Source organism: Kribbella pratensis, assembly GCF_004365355.1.
Classification (GTDB): domain Bacteria; phylum Actinomycetota; class Actinomycetes; order Propionibacteriales; family Kribbellaceae; genus Kribbella.
This window is the reverse complement of record NZ_SODP01000002.1, coordinates 960,024-975,544: the sequence shown is the minus strand read 5'-3', so window position 1 is coordinate 975,544 and position 15,521 is coordinate 960,024. Positions and strand designations below refer to the sequence as shown.

13 protein-coding genes are annotated in these 15,521 nt (G+C 67.0%); 8 read left to right on the top strand and 5 right to left on the bottom strand.

What is annotated here, in order from left to right; all coding sequences use genetic code 11:
- Positions 1-18: 18 nt before the first annotated feature.
- Positions 19-1,737: a GH39 family glycosyl hydrolase gene (locus tag EV653_RS21310; protein ID WP_134105483.1), complete on the bottom strand. Its 1,719-nt coding sequence runs from the start codon at positions 1,735-1,737 to the stop codon at positions 19-21.
- 152 nt (positions 1,738-1,889) lie between these two features.
- Positions 1,890-3,536 carry an FAD-dependent monooxygenase gene (locus EV653_RS21305; RefSeq protein ID WP_134105482.1) on the bottom strand — a complete coding sequence of 549 codons (1,647 nt, stop codon included), beginning with the start codon at positions 3,534-3,536 and terminating at the stop codon, positions 1,890-1,892.
- 69 nt (positions 3,537-3,605) lie between these two features.
- Between EV653_RS21305 and EV653_RS21300 the strand changes: the two genes are divergently transcribed.
- The 3 genes from EV653_RS21300 to EV653_RS21290 all read left to right on the top strand — a co-directional run bounded on the left by EV653_RS21300 (position 3,606) and on the right by EV653_RS21290 (position 5,755).
- Positions 3,606-4,232: a TetR/AcrR family transcriptional regulator gene (locus EV653_RS21300; protein WP_134105481.1), complete on the top strand. Its 627-nt coding sequence runs from the start codon at positions 3,606-3,608 to the stop codon at positions 4,230-4,232.
- A gap of 105 nt (positions 4,233-4,337) precedes the next feature.
- Positions 4,338-5,078, top strand: coding sequence for a polysaccharide deacetylase family protein (locus tag EV653_RS21295; protein WP_134105480.1), 741 nt, complete (start codon positions 4,338-4,340; stop codon positions 5,076-5,078).
- 53 nt (positions 5,079-5,131) lie between these two features.
- Positions 5,132-5,755, top strand: a complete 624-nt coding sequence (locus EV653_RS21290) for a glyoxalase (RefSeq protein WP_134105479.1) — start codon at positions 5,132-5,134, stop codon at positions 5,753-5,755.
- A gap of 1 nt (position 5,756) precedes the next feature.
- Here EV653_RS21290 and EV653_RS21285 read toward each other — a convergent pair whose 3' ends face one another.
- The 3 genes from EV653_RS21285 to EV653_RS21275 all read right to left on the bottom strand — a co-directional run bounded on the left by EV653_RS21285 (position 5,757) and on the right by EV653_RS21275 (position 8,248).
- Complete coding sequence (locus EV653_RS21285; RefSeq protein ID WP_134105478.1) at positions 5,757-6,230, bottom strand: winged helix-turn-helix transcriptional regulator; 474 nt, start codon at positions 6,228-6,230, stop codon at positions 5,757-5,759.
- Positions 6,227-7,456, bottom strand: coding sequence for an MFS transporter (locus EV653_RS21280; protein WP_166679506.1), 1,230 nt, complete (start codon positions 7,454-7,456; stop codon positions 6,227-6,229). The genes EV653_RS21285 and EV653_RS21280 overlap by 4 nt, the downstream gene beginning before the upstream one ends.
- 168 nt (positions 7,457-7,624) lie before the next feature.
- Complete coding sequence (locus EV653_RS21275; RefSeq protein ID WP_134105476.1) at positions 7,625-8,248, bottom strand: hypothetical protein; 624 nt, start codon at positions 8,246-8,248, stop codon at positions 7,625-7,627.
- A gap of 122 nt (positions 8,249-8,370) precedes the next feature.
- On the opposite strand from EV653_RS21275, the gene EV653_RS21270 reads away from it, so the two are divergent.
- The 5 genes from EV653_RS21270 (at position 8,371) to EV653_RS21250 (ending at position 15,509) form a co-directional block, all read left to right on the top strand.
- Positions 8,371-10,884: an ATP-binding protein gene (locus EV653_RS21270; RefSeq protein ID WP_134105475.1), complete on the top strand. Its 2,514-nt coding sequence runs from the start codon at positions 8,371-8,373 to the stop codon at positions 10,882-10,884.
- Between the two features lie 134 nt (positions 10,885-11,018).
- Positions 11,019-11,858 carry a DUF11 domain-containing protein gene (locus tag EV653_RS21265; RefSeq protein WP_134105474.1) on the top strand — a complete coding sequence of 280 codons (840 nt, stop codon included), beginning with the start codon at positions 11,019-11,021 and terminating at the stop codon, positions 11,856-11,858.
- 197 nt (positions 11,859-12,055) lie between these two features.
- A complete protein-coding gene (locus tag EV653_RS21260) occupies positions 12,056-13,681 on the top strand; it encodes an extracellular solute-binding protein (RefSeq protein WP_134105473.1) in 1,626 nt (541 codons plus the stop codon).
- Positions 13,681-14,637: an ABC transporter permease gene (locus EV653_RS21255; protein WP_238159933.1), complete on the top strand. Its 957-nt coding sequence runs from the start codon at positions 13,681-13,683 to the stop codon at positions 14,635-14,637. The genes EV653_RS21260 and EV653_RS21255 overlap by 1 nt, the downstream gene beginning before the upstream one ends.
- Positions 14,634-15,509, top strand: coding sequence for a carbohydrate ABC transporter permease (locus tag EV653_RS21250; RefSeq protein ID WP_134105472.1), 876 nt, complete (start codon positions 14,634-14,636; stop codon positions 15,507-15,509). Before EV653_RS21255 ends, EV653_RS21250 begins: the two co-directional genes overlap by 4 nt.
- The last annotated feature ends 12 nt before the right edge of the window (positions 15,510-15,521 follow it).

Here is a 15,521-nt window from a genome sequence, read left to right as displayed (position 1 = left end):
AGCCTTTAGCGGACATAATCACCTAGCGGGCTCGAGGATCAGCAATGATGCCGAGGGCAACGGAAGTGTGACGTCCAGGGTGACGTCGCCGTCCGCCGTCAAGTGGCGGTCGGGCTCGCACTCGTCGAGACGCTGGTGACTGGTGATCTTGGTGAGTTGTTCGGGGGTTGGGTCCTGGGGGGAGCCGAGGGATTGCCAGGTGGTGAAGGAATTGCTGTGGTCGGCGTCGATGCGGAGGTGTCGCAGGCGGTATGAACCGGCCGGGAGGTTGCGGACGATTACCGTTACCGGCGTGAGGTCGTCGCTGGTTTGATACTGGTCGTCGATGTGGCGCCAGAGTAGTACGGCGACGGTCCCGTCGTTCGAGCGTGAGGCTAGGGCGTCGACCTCCTCGGGCATGCTGCTGCCGTCGGTTTCGTCGAGTTCCCCGACGTGCCAGGCCGCGTTCGACGTTGCGCGCAAACGATCCGGACCGAGCAGCGACAGCATTCGGTAGGCGTTGAGGAACGGCTTCTCGATACCGCCTGCGGTCAGGAAGGAGCGGGTACCTTCGAAGTAGCGTTCGGCCTCGAAGTAGAAGCTCCAGGAGGTGGCGTAAGCGACTTTGGCCGGCTCGGTGTCGTTCAGGTCCAGGATCTTCTTCATCAGTTTCGCCTGGAAGACGGGGTAGTACTCCGTGTTCTGGAAGCTGTAGTTGCGGTTGTCGTACCGCCCGAAGTGGGCGGGCACCGCCGCGTCGCACTCGTCGACGATGACCGGCAGATCGGCGTACGCCTCATAAGAACCGATCAGCCGGTTGAACTCGCGTACGTCGTACAGCATCTTCGTTGACGACGGGCTGAGTTGCTCGGCGGCCGGTTCGGCAAACGGTTTGTAGTCGCGGGTCGGGAAGTGGCAGCCCTTGGTGTGGTACGAGATGAAGTCCAGCGGCTCATCGCGGCTCGACGTGTAGTCGAGGAAGCCGCGGAGGAAGTTCAGGCCGCCGCTGGTGACCGCCGGACCTCCGACCTTTGCCTCAGGCAACACGTCGCGGATCGCTTGCACCGTTACGGTGTAGAGCTCGTTGTATTGATCGAGAGTGCCGCGCCAGTAGAAGATGTCCGGCTCGTTCCACAGCTCCCACAGCCAGGTCTTCACCTCCGCCTCGCCGTATCGCTCGATGGAGTGCCGGACGGTGGCGCTGATGAGACCTGCCCACTTGGCGTAGTCGTTCGGCGGATAGGCCCAGGCGCCTGCTTCGTAGTTGGTGTACGCGGTAGGACTCGGTACGACGGTCAGCTCGGCGGCCTCGGGCGGCAGCAGGTCCCGCGGCGTGAAGCCGAGCTCGACCAGAAGGTGATGTCCGGCGCCGACGATCGCGTCGTACGCCTGGTCGAGAAGCGTGAAGTCGTAGTACGGATTGCCGTCGGCGTCCTCGTGGTAGACGTTGCCGGAGCTCCAGTGCGGGATGCCGAAGCCGCTGCCCGAGCAGTACATGTAGTGCGGCCGGACGAAGTACCCGGCGCCGGAGAAGTCGGCGAAGGTCTGCAGCAGCCGCTTGCCGGTGGGCATGTACGTCCAGTTGAACTCGTCGTACCCGAAGCTCTCCCAGATCCGCGCCAGCGGACCCTGAACCTGTCCGGCGTCGACGTCGATCATCGCCGCGGTGACGTGCGGCGCGTCTGGATTCCGGGGAGCGGCCGGCGGGAACGGGCCGAGGGCCGTGCGTCCGGTGTGAACCGCTGGGTCGGTGGTCATCGTCGCGACCTCTCTCTGCCCGGATGATCAGGCTGCACAATCTACCGAGGGACTGAGAGACGCGCTGTCCTGGGCGAGCCGCAGGCCGCCCAGGACAGCATCGACAAGTACGAACGACTGAAACGCCTCAACCGCGAGCGCTGGAGAGACGTTCAGGCTGCTTGACCGAGCCAGTTTTCGAGGGCGGGAGTGAGACCGTCGAGGTTGTCGTTGTCGGTGGACCAGGCGACGTGGCCGTCGGGGCGGAGCAGGAGGGCCGCGGGGGCCCCGGGAGTTGCCGGTTTGGTGTCGACGACGTGGAGACGGTCGGACCACGGTGCGGCCAGGTCGCGGAGTTGTGGCGAGTCGGTGAGGTTGAAGAGGACAGCCCTGCCGTCTCGGAGGTGGTCGCCGAGCCGGGTGCCGTCGGCGAACTCGAAGTCGGGGGCCGACGTTCCGACGAGGTCGTTGTCGCTGCCGAGGTCGTACCGTTGCCAGACGCCGGAGAGCTTCTTGCTCAGGAAGGTGGAGCCGTCGGCGGTGCGGAGGAGGTCGTCCATGACCCGGCGGAGGGCGCGGGCGTGGCGGTCAGGTCGCATGATGGTGATCTGGGCTCGGGTCCAGTCGAGGACCCATTCGCCGATCGGGTGGCGTTCGGTGGTGTAGGTGTCGAGGAGGCCGTCCGGCGCCCAGCCTTGGATGGTGGCGGCCAGTTTCCAGCCGAGATTCATGGCGTCGCCGATGCCCAGGTTGAGGCCCTGACCGCCGAACGGGGAGTGGACGTGAGCGGCGTCGCCGGCCAGGAGCACGCGACCGAGACGGTACGTCGTTGCTTGGCGGGCATTGTCGGTGAAGCGGGTCGCGGTGATGACCTTGGTGATCGTCACGTCGACGCCGGTCACGTTGCGGAGGCTGGTTTCCAGCTCGGCTGCGGTGATCGGGGCGTCGCGGTCGATCGGTGGCCCGTCGAACTCGACGGTGAGGATGCGGCCGGGGAACGGGCCGTACGCGTAGATGCCGGTGTCGGTGCTGCTCCAGCCGAGGGTGAGCCGCTCGGCGCCCTCCAGCTCCACCATCGCCTGGTGGCCGGTGATCTCGGGGTCGGTGCCGACGAAGTCGAAGCCGGCGAGTTTACGGACGACGCTCCGCCCGCCGTCGCAGCCGACCAGCCAGCCGGCCGACAATTCTTCATTGCCCAGCACCACGCGTACGCCGTTGTCGGACGCGGTGTAGCTGGTCAGTTCGACACCGCGGCGCACCTCGACGCCCAGCTCTTCCGCTCGTTCGGCGAGGACCTGTTCGATGGTCTGCTGGTTGATCAGGAAGATGCTGGAGGCCGGCCCGGCGTCGCGGAACTCGGGGTCGGCGAAGTCGACGTTCTCCGCGCCGACCAGAATGCCGCCGAAGTGGCCGGCGATCGGCGGGCGCTTCGGCGGCGCGGAAGCCGCCGCAGAAGCCGGGCCGGAAGTCGGCCCGGAAGTCGGCCCGGAAGTCGGCCCGGAAGTCGGCCCGGAAGTCGGCCCGGAAGTCGGCCCGGAAGTCGGCCCGGAAGCCGGGCCGGAACCCGATGCAGGAGCCGACATGCCCGCCATGCGAGCGAACTGTTGCATCATCAGCTGTTGCTGTTCCTGCAGCGCGGGCAGCAAACCCCTGCGGTACAAGGCTTCTGCGGTCGGCACGTTGATCGAACCTGCCTTGATCGTCAGGTCCGGCTCGGTGAGCCGCTCGACCACGAGCACGCTCACCCCGGCCAGTCGCAGCTCGCAGGCGAGCATGAGTCCTACCGGCCCTGCGCCGGCCACCACCACGTCGTAGTCCATATCAGCTCCCAGATCGTCGTCAGCAAATAGTGTACTCGGTCTAAATTTATGTCGAGTATGCTAAATGTCATGGATGAGCGGCTCGGCCTGCGCGAGCGGAAGAAGCGGGAGAGCCGGCGGCGGATCGCGGACGTCGCGTCGGGGTTGTTCATCGAGCGCGGGTTCGACAACGTCACGATCGCCGAGGTCGCGGAGGCGGCCAACGTGGCCCGGATGACGGTGTTCAACTACTTCCCGCGCAAGGAGGACCTGTTCCTCGATCGGCACGCGGACCTCGTCGACGATCTGCGGCGGGCCATCCGCGACCGTGAGTCCGGCGAGTCGGTCGTCGCCGCGGTACGGCGGTATCTGCACGAACTGCTGGCGACCCAGCACCCGCTGTCCGGCGCACGGGAGGGGACCCAGCACTTCTACCAAATCGTCGACGCGAGCCCGGCACTCGTACGTCGTACGCTCGAGCACACACGGGAACTGGCCGACGCGCTGACCGAGCTTCTCGAGACCGAGGTCGGACCGGGCATGGAGGCCGCCGTCGTCGCCAATCTGATCGCGACCGCCGTCACGATCGTGCCGCGCGTCGCCGTCGACAAGCTGATCGCCGGACAACTGGGCGAGAAGGTTCGCCGCGAACAGGTCGACGTCATCGATCAGACCTTCGACCTGCTCGAAGGCGGCATCGGTCAGTACGGAAGCTGAGTCCGGAACCACCTCAACGAACTCGACACCGGGTCAACTTTCCGGAGGCTCGCGGCGTCTTCAGGGAGGTAAGCGGTATCGGTGCTGAGGCTGGGGGTTCGGGGGATGTGGAGAGGTCTGAGGTTGCCCGTGGTGCTGGCGGTCGGGGCGGCAGCGGCCTTCTGGAGTTTGCATGCGGCGAACTCCAGCGAGGCGCAGAGCGCGAACACGTCCCGGCCGGCCCACCGCCTCGCAGCGACCACACCCGTCCAAAAACCCACGCCGACTGCGACGAAGAGCGTGCAGGTCACCAAGCCGGTTGAGCAAGCCCAGGGCAAGGTCGTTTACCTGACCTTCGACGACGGCCCGGATCCGCGGTGGACACCGGAAGTCCTTGCTGTACTGGCGAAACACGGCGTGCACGGGACGTTCTTCATGCTGGCCGAGGAGTCGGACTCGCATCCGGAGCTGGTCGACCAGGTGCGTGCCGCGGGCAACCAGATCGGGAATCACTCGATCTCGCACCCGCAACTGACCAAGCTTTCGCCGGCGCAGCTGCATCATCAGGTTGCCGACGGCATCAAGTCGAAGTGCTTCCGGCCACCGTACGGCGCGACGAACGCGCGGGTGCGGGCCGAGATCAAGCGGGATGGCATGCAGCAGGTCCTGTGGGATGTCGACACGGAGGACTGGAAGCGGCCGGGTACGGCGACGATCGTGCACCGGGTGCTGGCCGGCGCGCGCCCGGGAGCGATCATCCTGATGCACGACGGCGGTGGCAACCGCGCACAGACGGTCGCAGCGCTGGACCAGGCGCTGACGGCCTTGTCGGCTCGAGGATTCGGGTTCGCGACCCTGGCCTGCTAAAGCTGGTCAGGAATCAAGAAGCGCTGCGGGTCGGCCGAACCTAGTTTGAAGACATGACAAATCTTCGAGGTGTGGTTCTGGAAGTTGCCGACGTTGCAGAGACCGAGCGGTTCCTGCAGGAAGCCTTCGGGCTGGACGAGCGGGTGCGGGTGCGTCAGTCGGCCGCGGACACGAACGGTTTCCGCGGCTTCACGCTGTCCTTGACAGTAGGGCAGCCGAGCACGGTGACCAGCCTGTTCGAGAGCGCGGTTCGTGCCGGTGCGACGGTCATCAAGCCGGTGACCAAGTCGATCTGGGGGTACGGCGGCACGCTGCAAGCGCCCGACGGGACGATCTGGAAGGTCGCCACGTCGGAGAAGAAGGACACCGGTCCCGCAACGCGGGCGATCGACTCCGTCGTACTGCTCCTCGGCTGCTCGGATGTGGCCGCGAGCAAGAAGTTCTACGTCGATCACGGCCTGACGGTGGCGAGGAGCTTCGGGCGCAAGTACGTCGAGTTCGACGCCACCGGGCCGGTGAAGCTTGGGCTGTACGGGCGGAAGGCGCTGGCCAAGGACGCCGGCGTACCGGTCGACGGCAGCGGCTCGCACCGGATCGCGCTGACTGGCGACGCGGCGGACTTCGTCGACCCGGACGGCTTCAGCTGGGAACCCGCCCAACATCTCGCCGATCGGTGAGTCAGCGCCAGTCGCTGCGGTCGGCCGTGCTGCCAGGGACCGGGTCGAAGGAGACCTCCGCCGCCGGCACGCGGGTCCCCGACTCGGTCGTGAACGAGGCGTCGACCAGTTCGCCCGACTTGGCGTGCCGTACGACGGTGGGCCCCTGGTCACGGGGAACGTGGACGTCGCCCCACTGCTGGAGGGCGGCGAGGACGATCTTGAGGTCCTCGCCGGCCGCCGTCAGGTGGTAGTCACAACGCGTGCGCTCCCGCTCCGCCCGGTACTCGCGTCGCTCCAGCAGGCCGGCGTCCACCATCGCCGTCAGGCGGTTGGTCAGGATGTTCGGCGCGATGCCGAGCACGTCACGGAAGTCGGCGAAACGGGTTGTGCCCAAGTGCGCCTCGCGGAGGATCAGGAACGTCCACCGGTCGCGCAGCAGGTCGAGGGCGCGGGCGATCGAGCAGTTCGGTCGGCCCGCGGTGCGGGTGCTCATGACACCTCCTTGCGGGTGGTGTGGAGGATGGCCGCCGCCAGGATCAGGATGGCCAGCGTACCGATCACGGTGACGCCGAGGAGTAGCGCCGTACTCAGGCCGGACGCCGTCGCGACCAGGCCGAGGGTGAGGGCGATCGCGCCCTGCAGGATGTAGGCGACGAGGTAGACCGCGGAGACTGTCGCGCCGCGGTGGTGCGCTGGCGCGTGGCTCGCGATCAGGCCGAGACCGCCGGAGAAGAGCAGGCCGTACGCCGTGCCGCCGGTGATCGTCGTCGCGATGAAGAGCGGGACCGAGTGCGCTGTCGCCGCGAGCTCGAGCAGACCGAGGTCGACGAGCGTCAGGACCGCGCCGAGCGGGACCAGGCGGTGCGCGGGGAATCGGCGGCCGATGATCGCGGTCGTCCCGGTGGCGACCGAGAAGATCGCGAGCAGCAGGCCGATCACGAAGATGTTCCCGGTACCGACCAGGTCACGCACGATCTCGGCGCCGAGCGCCAGGAAGACCGAGCCGAACGCGTACGCGCCGGTGACCGCGAGGGCGGCCGCCAGGTACAGCAGACGGGTGCCCTTGGCAACGGTGATGGGGCGCGGACGCCAGCGGCCCTGTGCCTCGTCCCTCGTGTGCCGCGGCATCCGCCAGATCGCCCCGAGGACGCCGACGATGACCGCGACCAGGACCCAGTAGTCCAGGTGCAACGGAGCCGGGGCGTACTCGATCAGCCCACCGCCGACGATCGTCGCCAGGGCAAGCCCTGCCGCGGTCGCCACCGTCGTGACCGACGCCGCTCGGTGCTCCTTGCCCCTGGCGCTGAACTCGACCGCGGCTGCCGTCGCGGGCGTCAATGCCAGGCCGACGCCCGCGCCCATCAGCGCCCGGCCGGCGTAGACCCAGCCCACCGACGGGGCGACAGCGAAGAGAAGCACGCCGACGAGCATCGCGCCGACGCCGTACAGCATCGTGGTCCGGCGGCCGATGTAGTCGGACACCTGGCCGAAGATCAGCAGGAACGCGACCAGCACCACCGGGTAGACCGCGAAGATCGCTGTCGTCGCCGTGGGGGTGAGGTGCCAGGTCGAGGCATAGAGCGGGTACGTCGTGGTCGGCGCTGCGCTGGTCCACAGGCTGATGCCCGCAACGGCAGCCGCCGTCCAGAAACTGCCGCGCCGGCTCAGGTTCCGGCGCGATCGCGGAGCAGCTGAGACGGGGAGATCGAGAGTGCTCACAGAGGGGTCCTTCCAGGGACGGCTGAGACGGGGAGATCGAGAGTCAGAACACCTGACTTGCTCAAAGCAATCCAGCCACGTCTGTGAGGTGCGTCACATCACAAAAGACGGGCCCTGGAGCGCCGAAGCGCTCCAGGGCCCGCCTTTGACAGTGGTCCGAGCAGTTGGTCAGCCGGCCAGGGCGAGGGAGGTCGTCGCGTAGTTGATGACCGCGCCGAGCACCTTGCTGTCCGCGGGCGAGCCGGCGGTCGAGATCTCGACGTCCGCGCTCTTGCTGCCATCGAGGCCGACGTACCGGGTCGCGACCCAGCGGGTGGTGCTGCCGCTCTTGTAGGTGTAGACGACCGTGCTCACGGTCAGCCGGCCCTCGTGGTTGGTCGAGTTCATCCCGACCGTCGAGGTGCCGACGATGTGCAGACCGCGGGTGCCCTTGAGGGCGGCGATCTTGCGGTTGAGCGCGGTCACGGTGCCGATCTTGTAGTTGTAGTTGTTGTCGAACCGGATCATCCGGTTGTTCGCGCTGTCGTCGAAGCGCGCCTGCCAATCCCCGAGCTCGACGTCCCGCCAGGTCGTCGGCAGCACCGCCATCGCGTGGTTGCCTTCGCTGTAGTGCAGGAAGAACCGGGTCTTGTACCGCACCGGCGTGGATGCCGTGCTGTTGCTCGAAGCAACCGTCTTGATCTGCTCGGTGGCGGCGTTGCTCGGCAGTGCCCCACCCAGCAGCAATGCGGCCGCCCCGGCCAGCGCAGCCACTCCGGAGACAGCCCCCGCAACGATTCCGAACCGCTTCATCTTTCTTACCCCCAGGTCTTGTTCGCTGCCTCCTTGGCCGCGCACCGGATGAGACTCCAGGTCGTCGGCAAAAGTTGCCGCCAACTCTCGACGTTCTGTGGTGAGTTGTTGAGACTGTCGGCATGGGTGGGGGAATGGTGTCGATGTTGTTCTCCGACATCGAGGGATCGACAGTGCTGCTGCGGCGGCTGGGGGATCGGTACCTCGATGCGCTGGAAGGACATCGCCGGATCCTGCGGGCGGTCTGGTCGACGTACGGCGGGACGGAGATGGGGACCGAGGGCGACAGTTTCTTCGTCGTGTTCGAGACGGCCGGGGACGCGGTGCGGGCGGCGGTCGACGGGCAGCGCGGGCTGGCGGAGCACCGATGGCCGGGCGGTGAACGACTGCGCGTGCGGATGGGTATCCATACCGGTACGCCCGGTGTGTACGACGGCGACTACTGGGGAATGGACGTCCATCTCGCAGCACGGATCGGGGCGGCCGCGCAGGGTGGCCAGATCGTGGTCTCGGCGGTCACCGGCCGGCTCACGCAACTGCCGGACGGCGTGACGCTGCGCGACCTCGGAACCCATCATTTGAAGGACATTCCGGAGCCCGAGCACCTGTTCCAGGTCACGGTCGACGGCCTGCCGAGCGACTTCCCGCCACCACGCACCATCGGTACGTCGACCAGCCTCCCGGCTCCCGCGACCGCTCTGCTCGGTCGCGAGCATGACGTCGAACGCATCGTCGCCCTGCTCGACCGATCCGACGTACGGCTCGTCACGCTGACCGGTCCCGGTGGAGCGGGCAAGACGCGCCTCGCGATCGGTGCCGCGTCGAAGGTCCCCGGCGGGGTGTACTTCGTTCCGCTGGCGGCGGCCACGTCCGAGTCGGTGCTGTGGACGACGATCGCCGAGGTACTCGACGTACCGCCAAGAGAGCGCGGGCGGATCGTCGCGTACCTTGCGCAGCGGTCGCTGCTGCTTGTGCTCGACAACCTCGAGCAACTCCCGGACGCCGGCAAGATCGTTGCCGAGATCATCGAAGGCGCGGCGCACGTGAAGGTCGTCGCGACCTCCCGGCGTGCTCTGGGACTGGTCGGCGAGCACCTGCACCCGGTGGCGCCGCTGCCCGTCACGGACAAGGACTCTGCCGCCGTACAGCTCTTCATGCAGCGTGCTCGTGCGGTGCAGCCGACATTCACCTACTCCGACGACGTACTCGAGATCTGCCGGCGGCTCGACGGGCTTCCGCTCGCGATCGAGCTCTGTGCGCCGCGCGTGCGCCTGCTCAGCATCAAGGAGTTGCTGGCCAGGGTCGACCAGTCGCTCGACATCGCGTCGACGAGCAGCGTTACCCCGGAGCGTCAGCGGACCTTGCGCGAGACGATCGCCTGGTCGTACGAGCTGCTCACCCCCGAGTATCGCCGTACCTTCCGCCGCCTGGCGGCGTTCTCCGGTGGCGCTGACCTGGCCGCGATCCAAGAAGTTGCGACCGGCAACGATCCACTGGAATCCCTGGCAGAGTTGAGCGATGCCAACCTGATCAGACTCGTCGAAGGACCCGAAGGCACCCGCGTCGAGCTGCTCGAGACCATCCATCAGTACGCCGCCGACGAGCTGGCGGCGACCGACGAATCAGCGGCGATCTACAGCCGTCACGCCACGTACTTCGCCGACCTGGCCGAGCGACTCGAGATCCTGAAGAGGTCGATGGCCGAGCCGCCGATGGAGCGCGCCGAGGCCGACCTCGACAACTACCGCGCCGCGCTCGCCTGGGCGACCGACCACGACCTCCGGACCGCGCTGCGCCTGTGCTCGGCCCTCGGCTGGGTCTGGCAGCTCGGCGGGTACCACACCGAGAGCCGCCGCTGGCACGAACAAGTTGTCGCAGCCGCCGGTACGACGTCCTCGCCCGAGCTGGCGGCCTGTCTGCGTGGACTGAGCAATCTCCTGCTATTGCAGGGCGAAACGGATCGCGGCTACGAGGTTGCCGCGCGAAGCCTGGCCATGTCGCGCGAACTCGACGACGCGGCCGGCACCGCGTTCGGAATGACCGTGCTCGGCACGGCGCAACGCCAGCGAGGTGATCTGGACACGGCAAGGCAGACTCTGACCGACGCCGTCGAGCGACTCCGCACCCTCGACGACCGCTGGCGACTGGCGCGGGTCCTGGGTCATCTCGGCGGTATCGAGGAGGCGCTCGGGCATCTCGACCGGGCGGAGGAGCTGCTCCGCGAATCCCTGGGCATCAGCGAGTCTCTCGGGGACGTGTACGAGGTCACCGTCCACGGTCAGAACCTGGCCTATCTGCTCGCGCTCGCCGATCGCGTCGGCGAGGCCGCGGACCTGGCCCGCCACCTGAGGCCGACCGTGGTGGCCCTCGGCAGCCCGCCGCTGACCATGGCGTTCTCGAACACCGCGATGAACATCCTGCTACGGCTCGGCGATGCGGCCGGTGCGGCCGAGCTGTTCGGCGCGGAGGAGGCGATGGGCGAGCGGCTGGAGATCGTCAACCCGTACGCGGACGAGGAGCTCGCGGAGGCGCTTGAATTGGTCGGCGATGCACTTTCCCGCGCGGAATGGGAGCGCCACCGGCTCGCGGGCCGCACCGAACGCGTCGAGGATCTGCTCCAGAGACTGGATTTCTGAGGCGGGCGGTTGTACAAGGCAACGGCGAGCGGTTGACCGCTGTGAAGCTCCCTACCATACTGCTTGCACCGCCATCGGCGGTCTCTGGGGGAAGTTGTTACTGGGGTTCACATGGGGATGGGGGGCAATTGCTTATGCATGCCTGGAAGTTGTTTCGTGCCGCGCTGGTGACGGCTGTCGCCGGCGCGACACTGGTGACGGTCCCGGTGACCGCGCATGCGGCGCCGCCGACGAGTGCGATCGACGTCAGTACGACGTCGGTCGCCCGCGGGCAGACCTTTACGATCAAGCAAACCGTGTACAACTCGGACTCGTCGACCGTCATGGGCGGCAAGGCGACGTTGTACGCCAAGGACGCGATGCTGCCGGACATGGTCGATCTGGTGTCGTGCCCGGAGGCCACGGCGTGCGACACGCTCGGGACCAGCGTCCGGGCCGGAGTCGGCGACGTACCGTCGGGTGAGTCCAGGACGGTGACCTTCACCTTCCGGGTCAAGGACGATGCGCCGCTCGGAACGATCCAGCTGCAGCACCAGTTCGTCGGCGAGAACTTCTCGTTCGAGATCCTCGACGGACCGTCGCTGACGATCAAGGAAGCGCCCGCCGACATCGCCGTGTCGATGACCGGGAAGGCCGCGGGATCGCGGATCACCTACACGATCGGCGTGACCAACAACGGCCCGAGCGACGCGACCGGCGTCCGGGTTGTCGGCACGTTCCCGGCCAACCTGGCCTACGTCAGCTCGACCTGCACGCGGGTCGGGACGACGCGATCGGTCAACTGTGACGTCGCATCGCTCGCCAGCGGACAAACTGTGACCAGCACGCTCACGGTCTCCGCGGGGATGCTGACGATCGGAACGCTGACCACGACCGCGCAGCGGACAGCCAGTTCACCGGTCGACCCGGTGGCGACGAACGACAAGGCGAGCAAGGTCTGCCGGGCGCTGACCTGGTTGGTCGTCTCGTGCTGACAACGCACTGACCACGCACTGACCACGCATTGACCACGCACTCCACGTAGGACGGCCGGCGGCCGCGGGTTCTCGAGCCCGCGGCCGCCGGCTTCATTTTTGTCTCATGCCTTGCATCCAGGGGCGGCAGAGGTTTACGGTCCGGGTTAACGTTTAAGTGATTGTTAGTGAGCACTTCTTCGAAACTTGGAGCAACTATGATCAGTCGGCGACGGTTTCTGCAGGTGACCGGTGCGGCGATTGCCACCTCGACGACGCTGGCGGCCTGTGGAGACGGTGGAGCGTCGAGCGGTGGCGCGAAGGCTTCCGGTGAGCTCACGCTCCCGACGTACAAGCCGTTCGAGGGGCTGCACCCGGACTTCCCCGGGGCCGAGTCGGGCCTGGAGCCCGGGTTCCTGAAGTTCCCGGCGGACGCGATCTCGAGCGTGAAGGCACCGCCGCTGAAGAGCTCGGTGACCGCGCTGACCGAGACGTTCGCGACGCCTCCCCCGCCGATGGGCAGCAACCCGATGTGGCAGGCGCTGAACTCCGCCCTCGGCGGCGAGCTCAAGCTGACCATCGGCACCGACCCCGGCTACCCGGAGAAGTTCGCGACGCTGCTCGCCAGCGACTCCCTGCCCGACCTGATGTGGCTGCCGCCGAACCAGGGCATCCCGAACATCGGCCCGATGCTCGAGGCCAAGTTCCAGGACCTGACCAAGTACCTGTCCGGTGACGCGGTGCTGGAGTACCCGAACCTGGCCGCGCTGAAGCCGGCCTCCTGGCGGACCGCGGTGGTGAACGGGAAGATCTGGGGTGCGCCGATCCCGTCGACGCCGTTCGGTCAGGTGATGATGGGCAACCCGAAGACCTGGGCGAAGGTCGGCGGTCTGCAGTGCTCGACCGCGGACGAGTTCTTTGCCAAGTGCAAGGAGTTGAGCAACGGCACGAACTACGCGCTCGAGCCGGCGATCATCAACATGCTGCACATGTTCGGCGAGTGGTTCGGCGCCCCGAACGGCTGGCGGGTGAACCAGGACCGCTCGCTCACCTACCTGTACGAGACCGACAACTACAAGGCCGCTGTCGAGTACGCCGCCAAGCTCTGGGCGGCGAAGGTGTTCTACCCGGACCTGAACCTCGCCGACGCCACGCCGAAGACCGTGAACGGCCAGATCGCCGCGCAGGTCACGGTCGGCCCGCGGGCGACCGCTGACTTCCGGAACCTGGACCCAACGCTGTTCGTGGACACGATGATCCCGTTCGGCCACGACGGCAAGGCGAAACCGACGTACGACATGGGCTACGGGACGGTCGGATTCACGCCGTTCAAGAAGACCGACGAGGGCCGGATCCGCGAGCTGCTCGCGCTGATGGACTACCTGTCCGCGCCGTTCGGCACGAAGGAATACCTGATCAAGAACTTCGGCGTCGAAGGCCAGCAGTACCAGCTGGACGCGCAGAAGAACCCGGTGCTCACCAAGGCCGGCAACCAGCAGGCGCCCGGTCTGGTCAGTGCGCTGCAGATCATGAACTCGCCGGAGAGCGTGATCTTCAACCCGGCCTACCCGGAGGACACCCGCAAGATCTACGCCACCGAGCAGAAGCTGCTGAAGTACGCGATGCGGAACCCGACCGCGGGGACGTACTCCGACACGTCGAGCAAGCTCGGTCCGAAGCTGACCGCGGCGTTCCGGGACACGATCGTCGACATCGTCACCGGCCGGCAGAAGATGGACGCGTACGACGCGGCGCTGAAGCGCTGGAAGTCCGGTGGCGGTGACAAGATGCGCGACGAGTTCGCGGCCGTGCTGCCGTCGAGCGTGCCGGTCACCGGCTCGTGATGCTGAAGGCGAGTGCAAGGAAGCGGCAGGCGAAGGTGGGCCTGCCGCTGGCGGCGAAGTGGCGCCGCGACTGGCAGATGGTGCTGCTGATGATCCCCGGCGTCCTCTTCCTGCTGGTGTTCTTCTACCTGCCGGTGCTGGGGAACGTCGTCGCGTTCCAGGACTTCCAGCCGTACCTCGGCATCATGCACAGCGAGTGGAACGGGCTGCAGAACTTCGTCAACCTCTACGACAACCCGGACTTCTGGGACGCGTTGCGGAACACGTTGCTGCTGGCCGCCGTACAACTGCTGCTGTTCTTCCCGGTGCCGATCGGGCTGGCGCTGATCGTCGACTCGTTGGTCAGCAACCGGCTGCGGCGATGGTTCCAGACGATCGCCTATCTGCCGCACTTCCTGTCCTGGGTGCTGGTCGTGACGCTGTTCCAGCAGTCGCTCGGCGGAGCGGGGTTCGTCAACAACCTGCTCCGGCACGCGGGGCTGGACCCGATCCCGTTCATGACCAACCCGGACACGTTCCCGCTGCTGGTGGTCGCACAGCTGGTCTGGAAGGACGCGGGCTGGGCGATGATCATCTTCCTCGCGGCGCTGACCACTGTGGATGTGTCCTTGTACGAAGCCGCCGCGGCGGACGGCGCCGGGCGGTGGCGGCGGATGTGGCACATCACGCTGCCGTCGCTGCGGACCGTCATCGTGCTGCTGCTGATCCTCCGCATCGGTGACATCCTCAGCGTCGGGTTCGAGCAGTTCATCCTGCAGCGCGACTCGGTCGGCCCCGGCGCGGCCGAAGTACTCGACACGTTCACGTACTACGCGGGCGTGGTCGGCGGTGACTGGAGCAGCGGCGCCGCGGCCGGCCTGGCCAAGGGTGTGGTCGGGGCCTTGTTGCTGTGGGGCGCGAACTCACTGGCCCATCGGCTCGGCGAGCCGGGGATCTTCCAAAGGCGCGGCGCATGAGACCCATCTGGAAAGAACGTCCTTCTCCTGGATACCAGGCGATCAAGGCGTTGGTGCTCGGCGGCTTCGCGCTGGTGATCGTGATCCCGATCCTGGTCGTCATCTCGACGTCCCTGGCCAGCGATCGCGACATCATCGACGCCGGCGGGTACGTGCTGTGGCCGTCGCATCCGACGCTGAAGGCGTACCAAACGCTGTTCGGCGGCGGGTTGATGGGCCGGGCGATCCTGGTCAGCGTCTTCGTCACGCTGGTGGGTACGGCGATCGCGCTCGCCGTCACGATCGCGCTGGCGTACGCGACCTCGCGGCCGGTGCTGTTCGGGCGGCCGGTGTTGCTGATGGTGCTGTTCACGTTGTTGTTCGCGCCGGGCATCATCCCGATGTTCCTGATGGTGAAGCAGCTCGGCCTGCTCGACAGCCTGTGGTCGCTGATCCTGCCCGGGGCCCTGGGCGCCTTCAACTTCGTTGTCCTGCGCACCTTCTTCATGAACGTGCCGGGTGAGTTGCTGGAGAGCGCGCGGATCGACGGGGCGAGCGACTTCACCATCCTGCGACGGATCGTGCTGCCGCTGTCGAAGGCCGTGGTCGCGGTGGTCGGGCTGTTCTACGCGGTCGGGTTCTGGAACGCGTTCTTCAACGCGCTGCTGTACCTGAACGACACGTCGAAGTGGCCGGTCCAGGTGATCCTGCGAACGTACGTGCTGCAGGGCAAGTCGCTGTCCGCGGACCAGCTCGGCGTACACCCGCCGTCACAACCGCAGTCCCTGCAGATGGCCGTCGTCGTGGTCGCCCTGGTCCCGATCGCCATGGTCTACCCGTTCCTGCAACGCCACTTCACCAAAGGCGTCATCACCGGCGCCGTCAAAGGCTGATCTGCGACAATC

Bases quoted from the DNA above. Each gene is read 5' to 3' on its own strand.
- EV653_RS21310 (WP_134105483.1), bottom strand. From the start codon at position 1,737: ATGACCACCGACCCAGCGGTTCACACCGGACGCACGGCCCTCGGCCCG.
- EV653_RS21305 (WP_134105482.1), bottom strand. From the start codon at position 3,536: ATGGACTACGACGTGGTGGTGGCCGGCGCAGGGCCGGTAGGACTCATG.
- EV653_RS21300 (WP_134105481.1), top strand. From the start codon at position 3,606: ATGGATGAGCGGCTCGGCCTGCGCGAGCGGAAGAAGCGGGAGAGCCGG.
- EV653_RS21295 (WP_134105480.1), top strand. From the start codon at position 4,338: ATGTGGAGAGGTCTGAGGTTGCCCGTGGTGCTGGCGGTCGGGGCGGCA.
- EV653_RS21290 (WP_134105479.1), top strand. From the start codon at position 5,132: ATGACAAATCTTCGAGGTGTGGTTCTGGAAGTTGCCGACGTTGCAGAG.
- EV653_RS21285 (WP_134105478.1), bottom strand. From the start codon at position 6,230: ATGAGCACCCGCACCGCGGGCCGACCGAACTGCTCGATCGCCCGCGCC.
- EV653_RS21275 (WP_134105476.1), bottom strand. From the start codon at position 8,248: ATGAAGCGGTTCGGAATCGTTGCGGGGGCTGTCTCCGGAGTGGCTGCG.
- EV653_RS21270 (WP_134105475.1), top strand. From the start codon at position 8,371: ATGGGTGGGGGAATGGTGTCGATGTTGTTCTCCGACATCGAGGGATCG.
- EV653_RS21265 (WP_134105474.1), top strand. From the start codon at position 11,019: ATGCATGCCTGGAAGTTGTTTCGTGCCGCGCTGGTGACGGCTGTCGCC.
- EV653_RS21260 (WP_134105473.1), top strand. From the start codon at position 12,056: ATGATCAGTCGGCGACGGTTTCTGCAGGTGACCGGTGCGGCGATTGCC.
- EV653_RS21255 (WP_238159933.1), top strand. From the start codon at position 13,681: ATGCTGAAGGCGAGTGCAAGGAAGCGGCAGGCGAAGGTGGGCCTGCCG.
- EV653_RS21250 (WP_134105472.1), top strand. From the start codon at position 14,634: ATGAGACCCATCTGGAAAGAACGTCCTTCTCCTGGATACCAGGCGATC.